This is a genomic window from Streptomyces sp. NPDC048659, assembly GCF_040650575.1.
Classification (GTDB): domain Bacteria; phylum Actinomycetota; class Actinomycetes; order Streptomycetales; family Streptomycetaceae; genus Streptomyces.
The window spans coordinates 17243-38172 of sequence record NZ_JBEZHM010000056.1; the positions used below are offsets into that span (position 1 = coordinate 17243).

Genomic DNA, 20930 nt, shown 5'->3' on the forward strand with positions numbered 1-20930 from the left:
CGTTCCCTCCGCGCGCCCGGTCTGCCTCCGGTGCGCCCTCCCGCCGGGTGATCCTGCCGCACTAGCGTCGACCGGAGGAGGCGGCCATGGTACGGCGACGGGTTCCGCTGGTGACGCTCACGCTGGTCGCGGTCGGGCTGGTGGCCGGTGGGCTCTGGTGGTGGGCGGTGCTGCGCCTGCTGCTGGTGCCGGGGGAGGCGGGACCGGTCGAGGGGGCGGTGGCCGCGGGCGGCTGGGGGCTGAGCCTGTTGCCGGTGCACGTGGCCGCCTCTTCGCGACGGCGGGCGGCGGCCTCGGGGCGCCCGGACGCTCAGGGGACTCCCGGGGAGGTGCCGGAGCGCCCGGTCACCACGGCATCGCGACGCCGCCGTTGGGGCGGAGGATCTGGCCCGTCGTGAACGACGAGGCGTCGCACGCCAGGTGCAGGACCGCGTGCGCGATCTCCGCGGACTCGCCGACCCGGCCGAGCGGGGAGACGCGGACCATCACGGCCTCGGCCTGCTCCTGCGCGGCCGGCTCGTGGCGGTCGGTCATCGGGGTGCGGATCCAGCCCGGCGCCACCGCGTTCACCCGGATGCCGTGCCGGCCCACCTCGGCGGCGAGCGTCTTCGTCAGCTGCACCACGGCCGCCTTGGCGACGCTGTAGCAGAGCAGCCCTGGGCTCGCGGTGTCCATCGCGCCGGAGGCCATGGTCACGATGGAGCCGGGGACACCGTGCTCGATCATGGCGCCCGCCGCCTCCTGGCAGGCGTGCAGCACGCCCTTGAAGTTGACCGCGAGGACCCGGTCCAGGTCCTCCTCGCGGGTCTCCAGGACCGTGCTCGTGTGCATGATCCCGGCGACCGCCGCCATCACGTGCAGCGGGCCCGCGGCACGCACGGCGGCGGCGAGGGCCGGGCGGTCGGTGACGTCCAGCGCGTGGACGTGCGCGGTGCCGCCGCGCCGCCCGATCCGGGCCGCGGTCTCCTTGAGGCCGTCCTCGTCGCGGTCCGCGCAGTGGACGGCGGCGCCCGCCTCGGCGAGCAGCTCCGCGGTGGCGCGGCCGATGCCGCTCGCCGCGCCGGTGACGAAGGCGGTGCGGCCGGTGAGGTCGTACGCGGTGAGGGCCATGCCCGGACGGTACGACTGGATCTGACGGGGCGTCAATTGGTGGGGGCGGGCGGATCCGGGTGGGACGGCAGGCCGGAGCGGCGGCGGGGGCGCGGCCGGGGGCGAGCCGGGGGACGCGGCTCGGGCCGGGTGGGTGTGTGTGGGCAGGGTGTTCACGGGCCCGGGCCCCGCTGGCAGCCGGGGCACCAGTACGTCACCCGGTCGTCGAGTTCCGCCTTGCGGACCGGGGCGCCGCAGCGCGGGCAGGCGCGGCCCTCGCGGCCGTAGACGTACAGCCGCTCCCCCGACCGCCCGGTCGTGGTGGTGCGGCGGTCCGGGCGGGCCTTGTTCGCCTCCAGCAGGCGGTGGGCGGTGACCGCCAGCCGCTCGGGGACGCCCGGCGGCAGCTCGCCGACCGGCAGCCAGGGGGTGACGGTCGCGAGGAAGGCCAGCTCCGACTTGTACACATTGCCGATCCCGGCGAGGTTGCGCTGGTCGAGCAGCGCCTCGCCGAGCGGGCGCGCCGGGTCGGCGGCCAGGCGGCGGGCGGCCTCCCCGGCGTCCCAGTCGGGGCCCAGCAGGTCAGGGCCGAGATGGCCCACCACCCGCGCCTCGTCGGCGGTCCTCAGCAGCTCCAGGACCGGAAGCCGGTAGCCGTACGCGGTGAATTCCGCGTTCCCCAGGACCGCCCGGAGCTGGTGCTCAGCGCCCCCACGCGGGCGCTGCCCGGTGGCGAACACTCGCCACGCCCCGTCCATCCGCAGATGCGAGTGGAGCGTCAGCCCGCCCTCGATCCGGGCCAGCAGGTGCTTGCCGCGCGGCGTGACGTCGAGCACCCGCCGGCCGGTGAGATCGGCGGTCGCGAACCGGGGCACCCGCAGGTCGGAGCGGGTCAGCACCCGCCCCGCGAGCGCCTCGTCCAGCCGGTGGGCGACGGACCAGACGGTGTCTCCTTCGGGCATGGGGCCATGATGCCCCGGCGAGCGGCGGGGGAGCGGCCCGCCCCGCGCGGGCCCGCTGGTCAGGCGCGCAGGCGGAGGCCCCTGGGGGTCGCGTGGAAGCCCGCGGTCTCCAGGGCGCGGGACAGGGGGGAGGTCAGGGCCGCCGCCCCGTTGATCCGCTCCACCGTCACCGTGCCGAGCGAGCCCGCCTTCGCCGCCGAGGCCAGGGCCTCCGCCGCCGCCCGCAGCACAGGGGAGTCCGGGTCCGTCGGCCAGGACAGCAGCGTCTTGCCGCCCCGCTCCATGTAGAGCGCCAGCTCGCCGTCGACCAGGACGACCATCGCCCCCGCCTTGCGGCCCGGCTTGTGGCCGGCGCCCGTCGGCGGCTCCGGCCAGGACAGGGCGGCCCCGTACGCGTTCGCCGGGTCGGCCGCCGCCAGGACCACCGCGCGCGGGCACGCGCCCTCCTCGACGCCCCGGTCCCGCGCGGTGGCCGCCGCGCGCAGCCGGTCCACGGCGCCGTCCATGGCGAACTGGGCCGCGCCGAGACCCTCGACCACATAGCCGCGGCGGGCCTGGCCGCTGTCCTCGAACGCGGACAGGATCCGGTACGTCGCCGAGAAGCCGCCCGCCACGCCCTCGGCCGCCACCGCGCCCCGGGTCACCACCCCGTGCCGGTCCAGGAGCGTGCGGGCCAGGGCGTGCGCCCGGTGCGTCGGCTCAGGCTCCGGCGGGGGCAGCAGCGACCACCGGCCGCTCACCGTCGGCGGCCCCGTGCGGGAGGCCGGACGGGAGGCGGCGCCCAGCGTCCCGTACCGCCCGCGCGGGACCGTGCGCCGGGCGCGGTGGGCCGTGGCGCCGGCCGTGCGGCCCGAGCCGAGCAGGGCGCGCAGGGGGGCCAGCGTGTCGTTGGTGAGCCGTCCCGACCAGGCCAGGTCCCACAGCGCGTCGGCGAGCTGCGGGTCCGTCGCGTCCGGGTGGGTGGCCGCCCGCACCTGGTCGGCGATCTGGCGGAAGAACAGCCCGTACCCCCCGGAGAGCGTCGTCAGGAGGGACTCGTGCAGGGCCGTCTGCTCCAGCGGGTGCGGCGGGGGCAGCAGCAGCGGGGCCGCGTCCGCCAGATACAGCGAGATCCAGCCGTCCTTGCCGGGCAGCGCCCCCGCGCCCGCCCAGACGACCTCGCCGGTCGTGGTGAGCTCGTCGAGCAGGGCCGGGGAGTAGTCCCGCACCCGGGACGGCAGGATCAGCTTCTCCAGGGCCGAGGCCGGCACCGGGGCGCCCTGGAGCTGCTCGATCGCGCGGGCCAGGCCGTCGATCCCGCGCAGGCTGCTGCTCCCCAGGTGCTGCCACTGGGGCAGGAACGTGGCGAGGGCGGCCGGGGCGACCGGCTCCAGCTCGTGCCGCAGGGCCGCGAGGGAGCGGCGCCGCAGCCGGCGCAGCACGGCCGCGTCGCACCACTCCTGGCCGATGCCCGAGGGGTGGAACTCGCCCTGCACGACCCGGCCGGCCGCCGCCAGCCGCTGGAGGGCGCCGTCGGTGACCGCCGTGCCCAGGCCGAAGCGGGCGGCGGCGGACGAGGAGGTGAAGGGGCCGTGGGTCCGGGCGTGCCGGGCCAGCAGGTCGCCCAGCGGGTCCTTCACCGGCTCCGTGAACGCCTCGGGCACCCCGACCGGCAGCGCCGTGCCGAGCGCGTCCCGCAGCCGGCCCGCGTCCTCGATCGCCGCCCAGTGCTCGGCGCCCGCGATCCGCACCCGGATGGCCCGGCGGGCCCGGCCCAGCTCCGGCGCCCAGTCGGGGTGGGCGCCCCGCGCGGCCAGCTCCGCGTCGGTGAGCGGCCCCAGCACCCGGAGCAGGTCGGCCACCCCCTCCACGTCCTTGATCCGCCGGTCCTCCGTCAGCCACTGGAGCTCGCGCTCCAGCTCGGCGAGCACGTCCGGGTCGAGCAGCTCGCGCAGCTCCGCCTGCCCGAGGAGCTCGGCGAGCAGCCGGGAGTCCAGCGACAGGGCCGCCGCGCGGCGCTCGGCGAGCGGCGAGTCGCCCTCGTACAGGAACTGGGCGACGTAGCCGAAGAGCAGGGAGCGGGCGAACGGGGACGGCTCGGGGGTGGTGACCTCGACCAGGCGGACCCGGCGGGCCTCGATGTCCCCCATGAGCTCGGTGAGGCCCGGGACGTCGAAGACGTCCTGGAGGCACTCGCGCACCGCCTCCAGGACGATCGGGAAGGAGCCGAACTCGCTCGCCACCTCCAGCAGCTGCGCCGCCCGCTGGCGCTGCTGCCACAGCGGGGTGCGCTTGCCCGGATTGCGCTTGGGCAGCAGCAGGGCGCGCGCGGCGCACTCGCGGAACCGGGAGGCGAACAGCGCCGAGCCGCCCACCTGGTCGGTGACGATCTGCCCGATCTCGCCCTTGTCGAAGACGGCGTCGGCGGCGCCGACGGGCGCCTGCTCGCCGTCGAAGGCGGTGTCCGCGAAGCGGCCCGGGTCCACCGGGCCGCCGCCGCTCGGGCCGCCGGAGCCGCTCGGGCCGCTGCCCGGGGCGCCGTCCAGGAGGTCGAGGCCCATCAGGTCGGCGTCCGGCAGGCGCAGCACGATGCCGTCGTCGGCGTGCATCACCTGCGCGTCCATCCCGTACCGCTCGGCGAGCCGGGCGCCGAGCGCCAGCGCCCACGGGGCGTGCACCTGCGCCCCGAAGGGCGAGTGGATGACGATCCGCCAGTCGCCCAGCTCGTCCCGGAAGCGCTCCACCAGGATCGTGCGGTCGTCCGGCACGTGCCCGCACGCCTCGCGCTGCTCGGCGAGATAGCCGATCACGTTGTCCGCCGCCCAGGCGTCGAGACCGGCGGCCACCAGCCGCAGCCGGGCGTCGTCCGGCCGCAGCGAGCCCACCTCGCGCAGGAAGGCGCCCACCGCGCGGCCCAGCTCCAACGGCCGGCCGAGCTGGTCGCCCTTCCAGAACGGCAGCCGGCCCGGCACGCCCGGCGCGGGCGAGACCAGCACCCGGTCGCGGGTGATGTCCTCGATCCGCCAGGACGTCGTGCCCAGCGTGAAGACGTCGCCGACCCGCGACTCGTACACCATCTCCTCGTCGAGCTCGCCGACCCGGCCGCCGCCCTTCTTCGGGTCGGCGCCCGCCAGGAACACCCCGAACAGGCCCCGGTCCGGGATCGTGCCGCCCGAGGTGACGGCGAGCCGCTGGGCGCCCGGGCGGCCGGTGACCGTGCCCGCCACCCGGTCCCACACCACGCGCGGTCGCAGCTCTGCGAAGGCGTCCGAGGGATAGCGGCCGGCCAGCATGTCCAGGACCGCCGTGAACGCCGACTCCGGCAGCGAGGCGAACGGCGCCGCCCGCCGGACCAGCGCCAGCAGGTCGTCCGCCTGCCAGGTGTCCAGCGCGACCGTCGCCACCAGCTGCTGGGCCAGCACGTCCAGGGGGTTGGCCGGGACCCGCAGGGACTCGATGGAGCCGCTGCGCATCCGCTCGGTCACCACGGCCGCCTGGACGAGGTCGCCCCGGTACTTCGGGAAGACCACGCCCGTGGACACGGCCCCCACCTGGTGCCCCGCGCGGCCGACGCGCTGGAGCCCGGAGGCGACCGAGGGCGGCGACTCGACCTGCACCACCAGGTCCACCGCGCCCATGTCGATGCCCAGCTCCAGGCTGGACGTGGCCACCACGGCGGGCAGCCGGCCCGCCTTCAGGTCCTCCTCCACCAGGGCCCGCTGCTCCTTGGAGACCGAGCCGTGGTGCGCGCGGGCCAGCAGCGGCGGGGCGCCCTGGGCCGACCCCGACTGGGCCATGATCTCGGCGGGCGGCCTCCCGTCGGGCAGGGCCTCGCCGGTGGCCCGCTCGTACGCGATCTCGTTCAGCCGGTTGCACAGGCGCTCGGCGAGGCGGCGGGAGTTGGCGAAGACGATCGTCGAGCGGTGGGCCTGCACGAGGTCGGCGATCCGCTCCTCCACATGCGGCCAGATCGACGGCCGGTCGCCGCCTTGCGCCCCGCCGGAGGCGTCCGAGGCGGGGGAGCCGCCCAGCTCGCCCATGTCCTCCACGGGCACGACCACCGACAGGTCGAATTCCTTGCCGGACGGGGGCTGGACGATCTCCACCTTCCGCTGCGGCGAGAGATAGCGCGCCACCTCCTCCACCGGCCGGACCGTCGCCGACAGGCCGATCCGGCGGGCCGGCCGGGGCAGCAGCTCGTCGAGCCGCTCCAGGGAGAGCGCCAGATGCGCGCCGCGCTTGGTCCCGGCGACCGCGTGGACCTCGTCCAGGATGACCGTCTCGATGCCCGCGAGGGCGTCCCGGGTGGCCGAGGTCAGCATCAGGAACAGCGACTCGGGCGTGGTGATCAGGATGTCCGGCGGCCGGGTCGCCAGCGCCCGCCGCTCGGCGGGCGGGGTGTCGCCGGAGCGGATGCCCACCCGCACGTCCGGCTCGGGCAGCCCGAGCCGCACCGACTCCTGGCGGATGCCGGTCAGCGGCGAGCGCAGATTGCGCTCGACGTCGACCGCGAGCGCCTTCAGCGGCGACACGTAGAGCACCCGGCAGCGCTTCTTGGCGTCGGCCGGCGGGGGCGTGGCGGCCAGCCGGTCGAGCGAGGCGAGGAAGGCGGCGAGCGTCTTGCCCGAACCCGTCGGCGCGACCACCAGCACGTCCGATCCCGCGCCGATGGCCTGCCAGGCGCCCTCCTGCGCCGCCGTGGGCGCGGTGAAGGCCCCGGTGAACCAGCCGCGGGTCGCGGGGGAGAACGAGTCGAGCGCGGACCTGACCATGCCCCCCATCGTGCACCCCGGCACTGACAACCGCCCGGACCTGGGGAAACCGGCTCGTGGCGGCGGAGCGGCGTGGCGCAGAATGGGGGCATGGCGAACGGCGACGCGGGGCACGGACGCGCGGCCCGGGAGCACGCGGCGGCGGGCGAGCCGGTCGGACGCGGCGAGCGGGCGCGGTACTGGCGCCCGGCCGGGCTCTCCGTGGACCTGCTGCACGCGCACTACGTCCGCAAGGAGTTCGCCCGGCACACCCACGAGAGCTTCGTCTTCGCCGCGATCACCGAGGGCGTCGAAGCCTTCCATTACGGCAGCGACCTGGTCCGGGCAGGACCCGGGCAGATCGCCCTGGTCAACCCGGACACCCCGCACACCGGGCACGCCGGGGTGCCCGAGGGCTGGACGTACCGCACGATCTACCCCGAGGCCGAGCTGGTCGCCGCCATCGCCGCCGACACCCTCGCGGTGCGGGGCGCCGTCGGCTTCGTGGATCCGGTCGTCGACGACCCGTACGCCGCCCAGCTCGTCATCGGGGTGCACCGGGCCGCCGAGGAGGGCAACGCGCTGGCCGCCGACAGCCTGCTGCGGCTGGTGACCGCGCGGATGCTGCGCAGCCACGGCGGGCGGGTCCGGCCGCTGGCCCCGCGCGCGGCCGGGGCCCGGGACGCGGCCCGCGCGCGGGCCGTCCTGGAGGAGCGGATGGCCGAGCCGCCGACCCTGGAACGGCTCGCCGCCGAGCTCGGCACCAGCCCCTTCGCGCTGCTCAGGGCCTTTCGCGCCGCCTATGGGATGCCGCCGCACACCTGGCTCACCGACGCCCGGGTCCGGCGCGCCCGGCGGCTGCTCGACGCGGGCACGCCCCCGGCGCAGGCCGCCGTCGCCGTCGGCTTCACGGACCAGCCGCACCTCAACCGGCACTTCACCCGGAGCGTGGGCGTGCCCCCGGGGGCGTACCAGCGCGCCCGGCGCTAACGGGCGGAGTACGCGTCGGCGCCCGGGACGGCCGGCGGGCGCGCTGGTACGCCGGTGGGGTGCGCAAGAACGTACAAGACTCCGTCCGCCGTCCTCCCGTACCGTCCCCGACGTGGCAGAACAGACAGCACCCCCGCACATACGCGAAGCATCCGCACCCCCCGGGAAGAGCGACGCGGCCGTCGTCCGTGACGCCCTCGGGGTGGGCGTCGCCGTCGGGCTCTCCGGCTTCGCCTTCGGCGTCACCTCCGCGGGCGCGGGCCTCAGCCTGCTCCAGACCTGCGCGCTCAGCCTGCTGGTGTTCACCGGCGCCTCACAGTTCGCCCTGGTGGGCGCGCTCGCGGCGGGCGGGAACCCGTTCACGGCCGCCGCCGGGGCGTTCTTCCTCGGCACCCGCAACGCCTTCTACGGGCTCCGGCTCAGCCAGCTGCTCGCCTTCCGGCGGATCGTCCGGCCCTTCGCGGCCCAGTGGGTGATCGACGAGACCACGGCCGTCGCCCTCGCCCAGCCGGACCGGCGCACCGCGCGGCTCGGCTTCACCGTGACCGGCCTCGCCCTGTACGTGCTGTGGAACCTCACCACCCTGCTCGGCGCGCTCGGCGCCGAGGCCATCGGCGACACCGGCGCCTGGGGGCTGGACGCGGCCGGGCCCGCCGTCTTCCTCGCGCTGCTCGCGCCCATGCTGAAGTCGGCCACCGAGCGGGCCACCGCGGCCCTCGCGGTGCTCCTCGGCCTCGGCCTGCTGCCGGTCCTGCCGGCGGGTGTCCCGGTGCTGGCCGCCGCGCTCGCCGCGCCCGCCGTGCTCTGGTTCCGCGGCCGCCTCGACCGCGCGGGGGAGGGCCGATGAACGTCTGGCTCGCCATCGGCCTCACCGCCGCCGGGTGCTACCTGGTCAAACTGCTCGGCCTGCTGGTGCCGGCCGACACCCTGGAACGCCCGCTGGTCCAGCGCCTCGCGGCCCTCGTGCCCGTCGCCCTGCTGGCCGCCCTCACCGCCCAGCAGACCTTCAGCAGCCAGGGCGCCCTCGCCCTGGACGCCCGCGCCGCGGGCCTCGCGGCGGCGGGCCTCGCCCTGGTCCTGCGCGCGCCCTTCCTGGTGGTCGTCGCCGCGGCGGTGCTCGTCACGGCGGGGGTACGGGCGCTGGGCGGCTGACAGCGCCCCGCGCGGGGCGCTGTCAGATCGCGCGGCCGTGGGCCCGCAGGGTCCGCAGCGCCTCCACGGTCACGATCGGCCGCCACTCCAGGGCCGAGCCGGGCGCCCACTGCCGCCAGCCGATCGGCCAGCCGCCGTCCTCGTCCTGGCTCGCCGCGAGGTGGTCCAGGGAGCGGGCCATCTCCTCGTCCGTGAACCAGCGGCGGGCCAGCGAGTCGGGCACGCGCGCGTAGTCGTGCGGGAAGTGGTGCTCGCCCGGCGCGTAGCCGTCCGCCACCGGGAAGTCCTCCGGCCGGTCCGGGTCGAGCACCGCGAGCCGCTGTTCGCGCACCAGCCGCCCGAGCCGGTCGCTCGCGGCCTGGGCCCGGGAGCGGTCCGGGACCCCGTCGAGGAAGGCGACCGCCGCCTGGACCTCGTACGGATGGGACTTCTCCAGCGACTCGACGGCCGCCCAGCAGAACTCGGTGGCCCGGAACAGCCACGCGTGCCAGACCTGGTTGCGGTGGAGCAGCCCGACCACGGGGCCGGTGGAGAGCAGCGCGCCCGGCGGCCGGTCGACGACGGGCACGAACGGGGCCGCGGGATAGCCGCGCTGCGAGGGGTGGATCGCGGGCAGCGCGCCCTCGGGGGTCGACACCTCGGTCAGATAGCGGCAGATCCGCTCGATCCGCAGCCCGCCGCAGCGGCCGACCGAGTCGAGCACCCGCAGGGCGTGGGCGGTGTGCAGCGGCTGGCTGACCGGACCGCGCAGGTCCGGTTCGAGGGCGTGGCCGTAGCCGCCGTCCTCGTTGAGGTACGCGCCGAGGGCGGTCTCGACCGGGTCGGCGCCGCCGCGCAGGAAGTGGTAGGCGAACCGGCGCTGTTCGAGCACGCGGGCGGTCAGCCAGACGAAGTGCTCGGCCCGGGCGAGTGGGGAGGCGTTCTCTGGGGGTTTTCCGGCCATGTTCCGACCGTAGGGCGCACAGCCCGTCTGACAAGGGCTTAGGGCCGGGCTGCACCCTTGAGAGCGCGATACTGGTCTCATGCGGTTGACGATTTTCTGGGAGCGGATGGCCGACCACTTCGGGGCCGGGTACGCGGAGAGCTTCGCCAAGGACCATGTGATGGCCGAGCTCGGCGGGCGGACGGTGCACGAGGCGCTGGACGCGGGCTGGGAGGCCAAGGACGTGTGGCGGGCGGTCTGCGCGGCCGTCGGCGTACCCGCCGAGAAACGATGATGTGACGGGCCCTGGCCGGAATGTCCGGACGGTGCGCGAGACTGGCGGGGTGGCCACCGACGACGCGAACGACACCTCTGCTCCCGACTCCGCCGCGAGCGCGGCCGGCGGCGTGACCGCGACCACCCCGGAGCCCGGGGCGGGCGCCGGGGCCCCCGCCGCGAGAATGCCGCGCTGGCTGCCCCGGGCGTTGGTGCTCGCGCTCGCCCTCTACGCCTGTTTCCAGCTCGGCAGCTGGGCCTTCCACCAGCTCGTCGGGCTGCTGGTCAACATCCTGCTCGCCTTCTTCCTGGCGCTGGCCATCGAGCCGGCGGTGGGACGCATGGCCGCGCGGGGGATGCGCCGGGGCCTCGCCACCTTCATCGTCTTCTTCGGCGTCCTGGTCGCGAGCGTCGGCTTCGTCGTGCTGCTGGGCTCGATGCTCGCGGGCCAGATCGTCGACATGGTCGAGAACTTCCCCAAGTACCTCGACTCGCTGATCAACTGGACCAACCAGCACTTCCACACCGACCTGTCCCGGGTCGAGGTGCAGGACAGCGTGCTGCGCTCCGACTGGCTGCAGAAGTACGTCCAGAACAGCGCATCCGGCGTCCTGGACGTGTCCACCACCCTGCTCGGCGGTCTTTTCAAGCTCCTGACGATCTTCCTTTTCTCCTTCTACTTCGCCGCCGACGGGCCCCGGCTGCGCCGGGCGCTGTGCTCCGTGCTGCCCCCGGCCCGCCAGACCGAGGTGCTGCGGGCCTGGGAGATCGCCGTCGACAAGACGGGCGGCTACCTCTACTCGCGCGGGCTGATGGCGCTGATCTCCGGCGTGGCGCACTTCGTGCTCTTCGAGATCCTTGGTGTCCCGTACGCGCCGGCGCTCGCGGTCTGGGTCGGCCTGGTCTCGCAGTTCATCCCGACCATCGGCACGTACCTGGCGGGCGCGCTCCCGATGCTGATCGCGTTCACCGTCGACCCCTGGTACGCGCTGTGGGTGCTGGTCTTCGTCGTGGTCTACCAGCAGTTCGAGAACTACATGCTGCAGCCGAAGCTGACCTCCAAGACGGTGGACATCCACCCGGCGGTCGCCTTCGGCTCGGTCATCGCGGGCACCGCGCTGCTGGGGGCGGTCGGCGCGCTGATCGCCATCCCCGCCGTGGCCACCCTGCAGGCGTTCCTCGGGGCGTACGTGAAGCGGTACGACGTGACCGACGACCCCCGGGTGCACGGGCACCGGGGCTACGGCGAGGCCGTGGTCGCCCGGCTCCAGAAGGCCCTGCACCACAAGAAGGAGCAGGCGGGCGCGGGCCGGGAGGCCGGGTCGGAACCGGGGCGCGGATAGGCCCTCCGGGACCGGCGTGGTGCGCTTGACACGAAAATCGAACATCCATTCTCATGAGAAGCAGAGCCGAGGAACCACGGGCTTTTCGCCGAGTTATCCACAGGCTGGAAGAGGCGCCGGGGCCCATTGTCAGTGGCAGGGGTTAGCGTCTTTCACATGAAGCGATCGACTCAAGCAAACCGGGTGGAACCCATGGCAGGAACCGACCGCGAGAAGGCGCTCGACGCCGCGCTCGCACAGATCGAACGGCAATTCGGCAAGGGTGCCGTGATGCGCATGGGCGAGCGCTCGAAGGAGCCGATCGAGGTCATCCCGACCGGATCGACCGCCCTGGACGTCGCGCTCGGCGTCGGCGGCCTGCCGCGCGGCCGAGTCGTCGAGGTCTACGGCCCGGAGTCCTCCGGCAAGACGACCCTGACCCTGCACGCCGTCGCCAACGCGCAGAAGGCCGGCGGACAGGTCGCCTTCGTGGACGCCGAGCACGCGCTCGACCCCGAGTACGCCCGCAAGCTGGGCGTCGACATCGACAACCTGATCCTGTCCCAGCCGGACAACGGCGAGCAGGCCCTTGAGATCGTCGACATGCTGGTCCGTTCCGGCGCCCTCGACCTGATCGTCATCGACTCCGTCGCCGCGCTCGTCCCGCGCGCGGAGATCGAGGGCGAGATGGGCGACTCGCACGTCGGTCTGCAGGCCCGCCTGATGAGCCAGGCGCTGCGGAAGATCACCAGCGCGCTCAACCAGTCCAAGACCACCGCGATCTTCATCAACCAGCTCCGCGAGAAGATCGGCGTGATGTTCGGCTCGCCGGAGACCACGACCGGTGGCCGCGCGCTGAAGTTCTACGCCTCCGTGCGGCTCGACATCCGCCGCATCGAGACCCTCAAGGACGGCACGGACGCGGTGGGCAACCGCACCCGCGTCAAGGTCGTCAAGAACAAGGTCGCGCCCCCCTTCAAGCAGGCCGAGTTCGACATCCTCTACGGCCAGGGCATCAGCCGCGAGGGCGGCCTGATCGACATGGGCGTCGAGCACGGCTTCGTGCGCAAGGCCGGCGCCTGGTACACGTACGAGGGCGACCAGCTCGGCCAGGGCAAGGAGAACGCCCGCAACTTCCTGAAGGACAACCCCGACCTCGCCGACGAGATCGAGAAGAAGATCAAGGACAAGCTGGGCGTCGGCGTCCGGCCCGAGGAGTCCTCGGCCGAGACCGGCGCGGACGCGGTGAGCGGCTCGGGCGAGGCGGCCGCCGACGGCGGCTCCGTCCCGGCACCGGCCAAGGCCGCCAAGGTGACCAAGGCCACCGCGGCCAAGAGCTGAACCGGTGACGGGCCGCACCGAATGGCCGGACGACAGCCCCGACTCGTCGAGGGCCGAGAAGGAGCTGTCGTCCCAGGATCCGGCTGAGCGGGCGCGGGCGATCTGCCTGCGCCTGCTCACCGGGACCCCCCGCACCCGCAAGCAGCTCGCCGACGCCCTGCGCAAGCGGGAGATCCCCGACGAGGTCGCCGAGGAGGTCCTGTCCCGCTTCGAGGACGTCGGGCTCATCGACGACGCCGCCTTCGCCGGGGCCTGGGTCGAGTCCCGGCACCACGGCCGGGGCCTCGCCCGCCGCGCGCTCGCCCGCGAGCTGCGGACCAAGGGCGTGGACGCCACGCTCATCCAGCAGGCCGTCGAGCGCCTCGACTCCGACCAGGAGGAGACCCGGGCGCGCGAGCTCGTCGACCGCAAGCTGCGCGCGACCCGCGGCCTGGAGCGCGACCGGCGGCTGCGCCGCCTCGCCGGGATGCTCGCCCGCAAGGGCTACCCCGAGGGCATGGCCCTGCGGGTGGTCCGCCAGGCCCTGGCGGAGGAGGGCGAGGACACGGACGGCTTGGACGAGCCGTACTAGCGGGGCCGAGCCGCGCCGACCCGACCCGCCCCGGACCCGCCCCGGACCCGACCCGGACCGGGCCCGGACCCGAGGTCACCGGCCCCGAGACCCCCGGCCCCAGCCCCCGCCCTCCCCCTCGCCCGCCCGCGGCCTACCCGCCCGTCCCCCTCGCCGGGAGGAGGACCGGGAGGCCCGCCGACTTCCATGCCTGGAAGCCGCCGATGACGTCCGTCGCGCGGTGGAGGCCCAGTTGGCGCAGGGACGCGGCGGCCAGGGAGGAGGCGTAGCCCTCGTTGCAGAAGACCACCACGCGCAGGTCATGGCTGTTCGCCTGGGGTGCGCGGTGGCTGCCCAGGGGGTCCAGGCGCCATTCCAGCTCGTTGCGCTCCACGACCAGGGCGCCCGGGATCAGGCCGTCCCGTTCGCGCAGCGCCGCGTAGCGGGTGTCGACCAGGAGGGCGTCGCCCGCCTCGTACGCCTCGTACGCGGTGCGCGCGTCGACGCGGTCCAGGCCCGCCCGGACCCGCTCGAGGAGCTCGTCGATGCCGACCCGCTCGTTCGCCGCCCCGCTCACTGCCAGTCCTCCGGGCGCTCGACCTGCTCGAGGCGGAGCACCGGGCCCGAGCGGCTGAAGCGCCGGATCAGCGGGAGCGGCGGATAGTAGGCGTGCACCGAGACCGCGTGCTCCGACACGGACTCGTTGAGCACCTCGTGCACATGGTGGCGGCCGAAGGCGCGGCCCTGGCCCGCCGGGAGCTCCCGGCGGCGGTCCACCCCGTCCGCCAGCTCCAGGTTCTTCCAGCCGCCGGCCGGCAGCCGTACGGCCAGGGAGTTCTCCTTGAGGGCCCCGCGCGCGGTGGCGAAGGCGCCCAGCGACTCGGCGTGGTCGTGCCAGCCGGTGCCCGTGCCGGGCGGCCAGCCGATCAGCCATGCCTCGCTCCCGCCGGGCCCGTCGAGGCGCACCCAGGTGCGGCCCTCCGGGTCGAGCGGCAGGGAGGTGATCAGCGCGGTGTCGGCGGCCGTGCGCCGGACGAAGTCCAGCAGATCGGCCGAGGTGGGGGAGCCGGCCCGGGAGCCGGGAACGGGCAGGGGGGCGTGCTGTGTCTGGGACACGGAAGACCGTCCTGAGGGTTCGCGAAAGCGCGCACGACCGGGCCGGCGCGCGAAGAAGCGGAAGAAGGATGCGAATTCAGCAGGACGGACGACACATGCAGCCCGCGTAGCGGACCAGGTCCATATGGACCCTCCGCCACAGGCGCACATCGGTGTCGGTCACGTTCCGGAGTACACCATGCGCGCCTGTGAGGGTCAATTGACGTCCGCAGTCCGGTCACTGTCCGTGGACGTCTCCTGGACATCCGGGCTTCCGCCGCGCAGCGCGTCCGCCGCGGCGTGCAGTTCCTCGGGGCGGACCCCGGCGAACGCGGCGGCCAGGTGCCCGTCCGGGCGGACCAGCAGCACGGCGTGGGCCGGGGCGCCGGGGTAGCCCTCCGTCACCAGGAGCTCGGCGGGGGCCGGCAGGGCGTCCACCGCCTCGGCCAGCCGCGGCATCACGCCCGCGCTCATCCAGTGCCGCCGGTCCCACACCCCGGTGCCCGGGGCGACCAGGACGACCAGCGACCGCCCCTGGCCGAGCCGGTCCCGCAGCCGCACGGTGGTGCCGTCGGGGGCCGTCACCCGGACGTCCTCCGCCGGGGTCCCGTCGGGTGTGCCGACCGGGATGCGCCCCTCGGAGGGCGGCGGGGCCAGCGGGGAGTGCGGGTAGGCGGGCGGCGCGCCCAGCGGGCCGCGCCCCAGGTGCCCCTCGGTGAGCAGCGCGTCGTGCCCGCGCCCGCTCCCCGGCAGGTAGGTGCGCAGACCCCCGCCGCCGCGCAGCGCGGGCAGCGACTGGTCGGCGGCCCGCAGCCGGGCGGCGACGGCCGCGCGCCGCTCGCTCTGGTAGCTGTCGAGCAGCACGGGCGAGGCGTCCCGGTGGTGCCAGGCGCGGGCGAGCTTCCAGGACAGGTTGTCGACGTCCCGCAGCCCCTCGTCCAGCCCCTGGGTGCCGACCGCGCCCAGCAGGTGCGCCGCGTCCCCGGCGAGGAAGACCCGGTCCACCCGCCAGCGGCGGGCGAGCCGGTGGTGCACGGTGTACACGCCGGTGTCGATCAGGTCGTACGGCGGGGTGCTGCCCTCGCACCAGCCGGCCAGGGTGTCGCGGATCCGGGTCACCAGCGCGTCGGGCGTGACCAGGTCGCCGCGCGGCGGCAGCAGCCAGTCGATCCGCCACACCCCGTCGGGCAGCGGCCGGGCCGTGATCTCCTCGCCCGCGCCGCGCCACGGCGGCTGACGGTGCAGCAGGGCCTCGCCGGGCCAGGGGAGTTCGGTGCGCAGCGCGGCGACCGCGTGCCGCTCCACGGCCGTGCGGCCGGGGAAGCGCACCCCGAGGAGCTTGCGCACGGTGGAGCGGGCGCCGTCGCAGCCGACCAGGTGGCTGCCGCGCCACCAGGTGCCGTCGGGCCCGCGGGTGTGCGCGCCGACCCCGTGCGCGTCCTGCTCGACGGTGTCGACCCGTGAGTCGGGGACGAGGGTGATCAGCGGGTGCCGCGCGATCGCGTCGCGCAGGCCGCGGGCGAGGGCGTGCTGGGGGATGTGCAGGGGCGCGGGCGGGCCCTCGGTCCCGTCGGCCGCGCCCGCGTCGCCGGGGAGCCCGAGGTCGAGCGGGACGTGCCGGGTCTGCTGCTTGCGCCGAAGGGAGCGCCAGCCGACCCAGCGGACCCCCTCGTCACGCAGGGTGGTGCAGCCGAGCCGCTCCAGCAGGGCGGCCATGTCGGCGCGCAGCACGACGGTGCGGGCGGGGCGTGGCTCCTCCTTGCCGGGCCCCTCGTCGAGGACGACGCTGGGCACGTCCTGGGCGGCCAGGGCGAGGGAGAGCGCGAGGCCGACGGGCCCCGCGCCCACGATGATCACCGGGTCCACGGCGCGGCTCCTGAAGGCCGTACGGTCATGCGGGTAGCACAGCGAGAGGTGGCGCGGGCCCGGAGCTTGATCACAGAACGTATGCAACCCACTGCGGGTGCGTGCGTCAAGTGACAGGGGCAGCGGCGGTCGCCACTGCCCCCGGATGATGTCACATGCCGTCAGTTCTTCGTGATGGCAGGGCCGTCGGCGGGGCCGGCGGTGCCACCGGTGGTGGCGCCGGTGCCGAGCGGCGCCGGCCCGGTCCCCGCGTCGGGTGCCGCCGCGGACGTGCCGCCGCCACCGGTCCTGGACCGGCTGCCGCGCCGCTCGATCCAGGTGGCGAGCGCGGAGAGGGCCAGGCAGAGCGCGATGTAGATGACGCCGAAGACCACGATGACGGAGACGTACGGGTACTTGCCGTCGACCAGGGTGTTGGAGGCGATCAGCTGGGCCGAGTACAGCAGCTCGGGGTAGAGGATCATGTAGCCGAGCGAGGTGTCCTTGAGGGTCACCACGAGCTGGCTGATGATCGTCGGCAGCATGGCCCGGACCGCCTGCGGCAGCAGGACGGTGGTCATCACCTGGGTCTTGCTCATGCCGAGCGCGTACGCGGCCTCGCGCTGCCCGCGCGGCACGGCGTTCACGCCGGCCCGCAGCACCTCGGCCTGGACGCAGCCGTTGTAGATCGACAGGCCGAGCGCCAGCGCCCACATCGAGTAGTCGGTGAGGAAGGCGACCCAGACCGCGTAGATCGTGATCAGCAGCGGCAGCGAGCGGAAGACCTCGATGAAGCCGGTGGCCGCCCAGCGGACCGGCTTGTGGTCGGAGAGCCGGGCGACGGCGAGCAGCACGCCGAGGACGAGGGAGCCGACGGCCGCGAGGCCGAACGCCTTCAGCGTGGCGAGCAGCGCGTCGGCGATGTTCTGCCGGATGCCCGCGTAGTTGAAGATGTCCCACATCCCGGGGGCGAGGTGCCCCTTCTCGTTCAGCCGGACCACACTCACGGCGAGCAGGGCCAGGATGAGGAGGGTGCCGAGGACGGCGTAGATCCGGTTGCGGACGCGGGCCTTGGGGCCGGGGGCGTCGAAGAGAACGCTGGCGCTCATCGGGCGACCTCCATGGTGCGCTCAAGGAGTCGGAAGAGACCGCTGATGGCGAAGGTGATGACGAGGTAGGCGATGGCGACCCAGACGAAGACCGGGGCGATCGCGTAGCCCTGCTCGCTCATGAGCGTCTGCCAGCCGAAGAGTTCGGTGACGCTGAAGGCGCCGGCGATGGCGGAGTTCTTGGTCAGCGCGATGAAGATGGAGCTCAGCGGGGGCAGCACGGTCCGGGTGGCCTGCGGCAGCACGATCAGCCGCAGCGTCTGCGCGAAGCTCATGCCCAGCGAGCGGGCGGCCTCGGCCTGGCCGAGCGGCACGGTGGAGATGCCGGAGCGGACGGCCTCGCAGACGAAGGTGGAGGTGTAGAAGCCCAGCGCGAGCGAGGCGAGCACGAAGGGGCTCATGCCCGGGAAGAAGATCTCCGGGACGACGAAGAAGAAGACCAGGAAGAGCAGGGTCAGCGGGGTGTTGCGCAGCAGCGTCACCCAGGCGGTGCCGAAGAAGCGCAGCGGGGGGACGGGGGAGACCCGGAAGCCGGCGACGACGATGCCGAGGACCAGGGCGATGACCGAGCTGACGGCGGTGATCGACACGGTTCCTATGAATCCGTCGCGGAACTCCGGGAAATGGTCGAGCAGTACGTTCATGAGGACTCCGCGTCGGCAGTCAGCGGCGGGCGGGCGGTGGGCGGGGCGGCGGCGTGGGGGCAGGGCACGGGGCGCCCCGTAGCGCCGGGCGCGTACGGGGCGCTCACGCGCGAGCCGGTCAGTAGCGCACGATCGCCGGCGGCGCGGTGTAGGCGGAGCCGGAGAGGCCCAGGGTGGCCTCGTAGATCTTCTTGTAGGTGCCGTCCTTCTCGAACTTCTCCAGGACGTCGTTGACCTTGTCGCGCAGGACCTTGTCGTCCTTGTTCATGCCGATGCCGTAGGGCTCCTCGGTGAACGGCTTGCCGACGACCTTGAGCTTGCCGGCGTTGGCGGCGGCGTAGCCCTTGAGGATCGAGTCGTCGGTGGTGACGGCGTCGACCTGGTTGGTGAGCAGCTGCTGGACGCAGTCGGAGTACTTGCCGAGCTCGATGGTCTCCGCGCCGTACTGCGGCTTCTTGATCTCCTGGAGCGGGGTGGAGCCCGTGATCGAGCAGACCTTCTTGCCCTTGACCGACTCGGGGCCGGTGATCGAGGTCTCGTCCTTGCGGACCAGGAGGTCGGCGCCGGCCTTGTAGTACGGGCCCGCGAAGCCGACCTGCTCCTTGCGCTTGTCGTTGATGGTGTAGGTGCCGACGTAGTAGTCGACCTGGCCCGTGGAGATGGCGGTCTCGCGGAGCTTGGAGTTGACGGTCTTCCACTCGATCTTGTCGGGGGAGAAGCCGAGCTCGGCCGCGATCATCTTCGCGATCTCGATGTCGAAGCCGGAGCGCTCCTTGGTGGCCTGGTCCTCGAAGCCCAGGTACGGCTGGTCGGCCTTGGAGCCGATGACGAGCTTGCCGCGCTCCTTGGCCTTCTTGAACGTCGGGGAGTTCAGGTCCACCCCGCTCGCGACGGCGTACGTGGGCAGCTTGGGCGCGGCCGAGTCGCCGGGCTTCGTCGCGGGCTTGTCGCCGGCCGAGCCCTCCTTGCCGCCGCAGGCGGTCGCGGTCAGGGCGAGTACGGCGACGGCCACGGCCGCGGTCTTGCGGAGCTTCATCGTGAACATCCCTCAGGTCGTGGGTGGTTGATCGGCGGTGTGCGTGTGGCGCGTCGCCGAGGGCGGCCGGGGGCGCCGGCCGGACGGCGTCAGTGGTGCAGGATCTTCGACAGGAAGTCCTTGGCCCGGTCGCTGCGCGGGTTGCTGAAGAACTCGTCCGGCGTGGCCTGTTCGACGATCTTCCCGTCGGCCATGAAGACCACGCGGTTGGCGGCCGAGCGGGCGAAGCCCATCTCGTGGGTGACGACCACCATCGTCATGCCGTCCCTGGCCAGCTGCTGCATGACCTCCAGGACCTCGTTGATCATCTCCGGGTCGAGCGCCGAGGTCGGCTCGTCGAACAGGATGACCTTCGGGTCCATGGCCAGGGCGCGGGCGATGGCCACGCGCTGCTGCTGCCCGCCGGAGAGCTGCGCCGGGTACTTGTCGGCCTGGGTGCCGACGCCGACCCGGTCCAGGAGCGCGCGGGCCTTGGCCTCCGCTGCCTTCTTCTCCGTCCTGCGGACCTTGATCTGGCCCAGCATCACGTTCTCCAGCACCGTCTTGTGCGCGAAGAGGTTGAACGACTGGAAGACCATGCCGACGTCGGCCCGCAGCCGCGCCAGCTCCCGGCCCTCCTGGGGCAGCGGCTTCCCGTCGATCGTGATGGCGCCGGAGTCGATCGTCTCCAGCCGGTTGATCGTGCGGCACAGCGTGGACTTGCCGGACCCGGAGGGCCCGATGACCACCACGACCTCGCCGCGGGCGATGGTCAGGTCGATGTCCTGGAGGACGTGCAGAGCGCCGAAGTGCTTGTTCACGTCGGACAGTACGACCAGGTCGTCCGCGGCCGGTGCGGCGTCCTGGGAACCCTTGGTCACTGACTCTCCGCTCATCGGCTTCTGGCTCCGTCCTGCTCGGTTGGGGAGGACACTAGAGACCGGGTGTGACGTGCGTCATCAGATCTGAGCGAAGTTTGAGGATAACGATCCGGTCGCACCCGGGCACTCTGCGTGAAGAGGGCGCCCGGCGCCGTACCGGGTGGATAACGGAAACGCCGGGGTAACGGGGGGAGACTTGACTGTGGCCGTCGCCATCGGCGTTCATGCCCTGATACACACGTAGCCGGCGGTACCCACCCGGCCGGCGCGATACGCGCGGAGAGACCACACGGAGGAGGGCCATGAGACTGCTGCTCGTCGAGGACGACGACCACGTCGCCGCCGCGCTCTCCGCGATCCTCGCCCGGCACGGCTTCCACGTCACCCACGCCCGCAACGGCGAGGAGGCGCTCCAGGCCGTGCTGCCCGCCGCGCACGGCGAGCGCCCCTCGTACGGGGTGATCCTGCTCGACCTCGGCCTGCCCGACCAGGACGGCTACCAGGTCTGCGGCCGGATCCGGAAGCTCACCGCCACCCCCGTGATCATGGTGACCGCGCGCGCCGACGTCCGTTCCCGGATACACGGGCTCAACCTCGGCGCCGACGACTACGTGGTCAAGCCCTACGACACCGGCGAGCTGCTCGCCCGCATCCACGCGGTCAGCCGCCGCACCGCCGCCGGCGAGGACGGCACCGGCGCCGCCGAGGAGGGCACCCTGCGCCTCGGCCAGGTCACCATCGCGCTGCCCACCCGCCGGGTCAGCGTCGACGGCGACGAGGTCGCGCTCACCCGCAAGGAGTTCGACCTGCTGGCCCTGCTCGCGCAGCGGCCCGGCGTCGTCTTCCGCCGCGAGCAGATCATCAGCGAGGTCTGGCGCACCAGCTGGGAGGGGACCGGCCGCACCCTGGAGGTGCACGTCGCCTCGCTGCGCTCCAAGCTGCGGATGCCCGCCCTGATCGAGACCGTGCGGGGCGTCGGCTACCGCCTGGTCGCGCCCGCCGCCTGA

The 20930-nt window shown here is 74.1% G+C and carries 21 protein-coding genes; 9 read left to right on the forward strand and 12 right to left on the reverse strand.

Translation table 11 applies throughout. The features are described from left to right. Positions 1-86 precede the first annotated feature (86 nt). Positions 87-398, forward strand: coding sequence for a hypothetical protein (locus AB0C99_RS31775; protein ID WP_362482544.1), 312 nt, complete (start codon positions 87-89; stop codon positions 396-398). Here the strand turns inward: AB0C99_RS31775 and AB0C99_RS31780 are convergent. The 3 genes from AB0C99_RS31780 to AB0C99_RS31790 form a co-directional block, all read right to left on the reverse strand. Continuing rightward, positions 346-1110, reverse strand: coding sequence for an SDR family NAD(P)-dependent oxidoreductase (locus AB0C99_RS31780; protein ID WP_362482547.1), 765 nt, complete (start codon positions 1108-1110; stop codon positions 346-348). The genes AB0C99_RS31775 and AB0C99_RS31780 overlap by 53 nt on opposite strands. 152 nt (positions 1111-1262) lie before the next feature. Beyond that, the gene (locus tag AB0C99_RS31785; protein ID WP_362482550.1) at positions 1263-2051 is read right to left on the reverse strand and encodes a DNA-formamidopyrimidine glycosylase family protein; all 789 of its coding nucleotides are present in this window, start codon (positions 2049-2051) and stop codon (positions 1263-1265) included. A 59-nt stretch (positions 2052-2110) separates the two neighbouring features. Further along, positions 2111-6802, reverse strand: a complete 4692-nt coding sequence (locus AB0C99_RS31790; RefSeq protein ID WP_362482552.1) for a DEAD/DEAH box helicase — start codon at positions 6800-6802, stop codon at positions 2111-2113. A 90-nt stretch (positions 6803-6892) separates the two neighbouring features. Here AB0C99_RS31790 and AB0C99_RS31795 point away from each other — a divergent pair, with 90 nt between their 5' ends. The 3 genes from AB0C99_RS31795 to AB0C99_RS31805 all read left to right on the forward strand — a co-directional run bounded on the left by AB0C99_RS31795 (position 6893) and on the right by AB0C99_RS31805 (position 8923). Further along, positions 6893-7771: an AraC family transcriptional regulator gene (locus AB0C99_RS31795; protein ID WP_362482554.1), complete on the forward strand. Its 879-nt coding sequence runs from the start codon at positions 6893-6895 to the stop codon at positions 7769-7771. Positions 7772-7883: 112 nt separating this feature from the next. Continuing rightward, on the forward strand, positions 7884-8618 hold the full coding sequence (locus AB0C99_RS31800) for an AzlC family ABC transporter permease (protein ID WP_362482557.1): 735 nt from the start codon (positions 7884-7886) through the stop codon (positions 8616-8618). After that, positions 8615-8923, forward strand: coding sequence for an AzlD domain-containing protein (locus AB0C99_RS31805; protein ID WP_362482560.1), 309 nt, complete (start codon positions 8615-8617; stop codon positions 8921-8923). The genes AB0C99_RS31800 and AB0C99_RS31805 overlap by 4 nt, the downstream gene beginning before the upstream one ends. 22 nt (positions 8924-8945) lie before the next feature. On the opposite strand, the gene AB0C99_RS31810 is transcribed toward AB0C99_RS31805, so the two are convergent. Further along, complete coding sequence (locus AB0C99_RS31810; RefSeq protein WP_362482563.1) at positions 8946-9866, reverse strand: hypothetical protein; 921 nt, start codon at positions 9864-9866, stop codon at positions 8946-8948. A gap of 79 nt (positions 9867-9945) precedes the next feature. Here AB0C99_RS31810 and AB0C99_RS31815 point away from each other — a divergent pair, with 79 nt between their 5' ends. The 4 genes from AB0C99_RS31815 to recX all read left to right on the forward strand — a co-directional run bounded on the left by AB0C99_RS31815 (position 9946) and on the right by recX (position 13355). Further along, positions 9946-10140, forward strand: coding sequence for a DUF3046 domain-containing protein (locus AB0C99_RS31815; protein ID WP_362482566.1), 195 nt, complete (start codon positions 9946-9948; stop codon positions 10138-10140). 112 nt (positions 10141-10252) lie between these two features. Then, positions 10253-11464, forward strand: coding sequence for an AI-2E family transporter (locus tag AB0C99_RS31820; RefSeq protein WP_362482640.1), 1212 nt, complete (start codon positions 10253-10255; stop codon positions 11462-11464). Between the two features lie 192 nt (positions 11465-11656). Further along, positions 11657-12784, forward strand: coding sequence for a recombinase RecA (gene recA / locus AB0C99_RS31825; RefSeq protein ID WP_362482568.1), 1128 nt, complete (start codon positions 11657-11659; stop codon positions 12782-12784). A 4-nt stretch (positions 12785-12788) separates the two neighbouring features. Continuing rightward, positions 12789-13355, forward strand: a complete 567-nt coding sequence (gene recX / locus AB0C99_RS31830; protein WP_362482571.1) for a recombination regulator RecX — start codon at positions 12789-12791, stop codon at positions 13353-13355. Between the two features lie 133 nt (positions 13356-13488). Here the strand turns inward: recX and AB0C99_RS31835 are convergent, their stop codons facing one another. The 8 genes from AB0C99_RS31835 to AB0C99_RS31870 form a co-directional block, all read right to left on the reverse strand. Then, positions 13489-13911, reverse strand: coding sequence for a rhodanese-like domain-containing protein (locus AB0C99_RS31835; RefSeq protein WP_362482574.1), 423 nt, complete (start codon positions 13909-13911; stop codon positions 13489-13491). Continuing rightward, entirely contained in the window at positions 13908-14450 is a 543-nt protein-coding gene (locus AB0C99_RS31840) for a cysteine dioxygenase (protein ID WP_362482577.1), read from the reverse strand. The genes AB0C99_RS31835 and AB0C99_RS31840 overlap by 4 nt, the downstream gene beginning before the upstream one ends. Positions 14451-14526: 76 nt before the next feature. Beyond that, positions 14527-14613, reverse strand: a complete 87-nt coding sequence (locus AB0C99_RS31845; protein ID WP_358477332.1) for a putative leader peptide — start codon at positions 14611-14613, stop codon at positions 14527-14529. Between the two features lie 32 nt (positions 14614-14645). Then, complete coding sequence (locus AB0C99_RS31850; protein ID WP_362482580.1) at positions 14646-16295, reverse strand: FAD-dependent monooxygenase; 1650 nt, start codon at positions 16293-16295, stop codon at positions 14646-14648. A gap of 161 nt (positions 16296-16456) precedes the next feature. Beyond that, on the reverse strand, positions 16457-17383 hold the full coding sequence (locus AB0C99_RS31855; RefSeq protein ID WP_362482583.1) for an amino acid ABC transporter permease: 927 nt from the start codon (positions 17381-17383) through the stop codon (positions 16457-16459). Further along, positions 17380-18027, reverse strand: coding sequence for an amino acid ABC transporter permease (locus AB0C99_RS31860; protein WP_362482586.1), 648 nt, complete (start codon positions 18025-18027; stop codon positions 17380-17382). The genes AB0C99_RS31855 and AB0C99_RS31860 overlap by 4 nt, the downstream gene beginning before the upstream one ends. A gap of 118 nt (positions 18028-18145) precedes the next feature. Further along, on the reverse strand, positions 18146-19063 hold the full coding sequence (locus AB0C99_RS31865; protein WP_362482589.1) for a glutamate ABC transporter substrate-binding protein: 918 nt from the start codon (positions 19061-19063) through the stop codon (positions 18146-18148). 89 nt (positions 19064-19152) lie between these two features. After that, entirely contained in the window at positions 19153-19938 is a 786-nt protein-coding gene (locus AB0C99_RS31870) for an amino acid ABC transporter ATP-binding protein (protein WP_362482592.1), read from the reverse strand. A 287-nt stretch (positions 19939-20225) separates the two neighbouring features. On the opposite strand from AB0C99_RS31870, the gene AB0C99_RS31875 reads away from it, so the two are divergent. After that, on the forward strand, positions 20226-20930 hold the full coding sequence (locus tag AB0C99_RS31875) for a response regulator transcription factor (protein ID WP_362482595.1): 705 nt from the start codon (positions 20226-20228) through the stop codon (positions 20928-20930).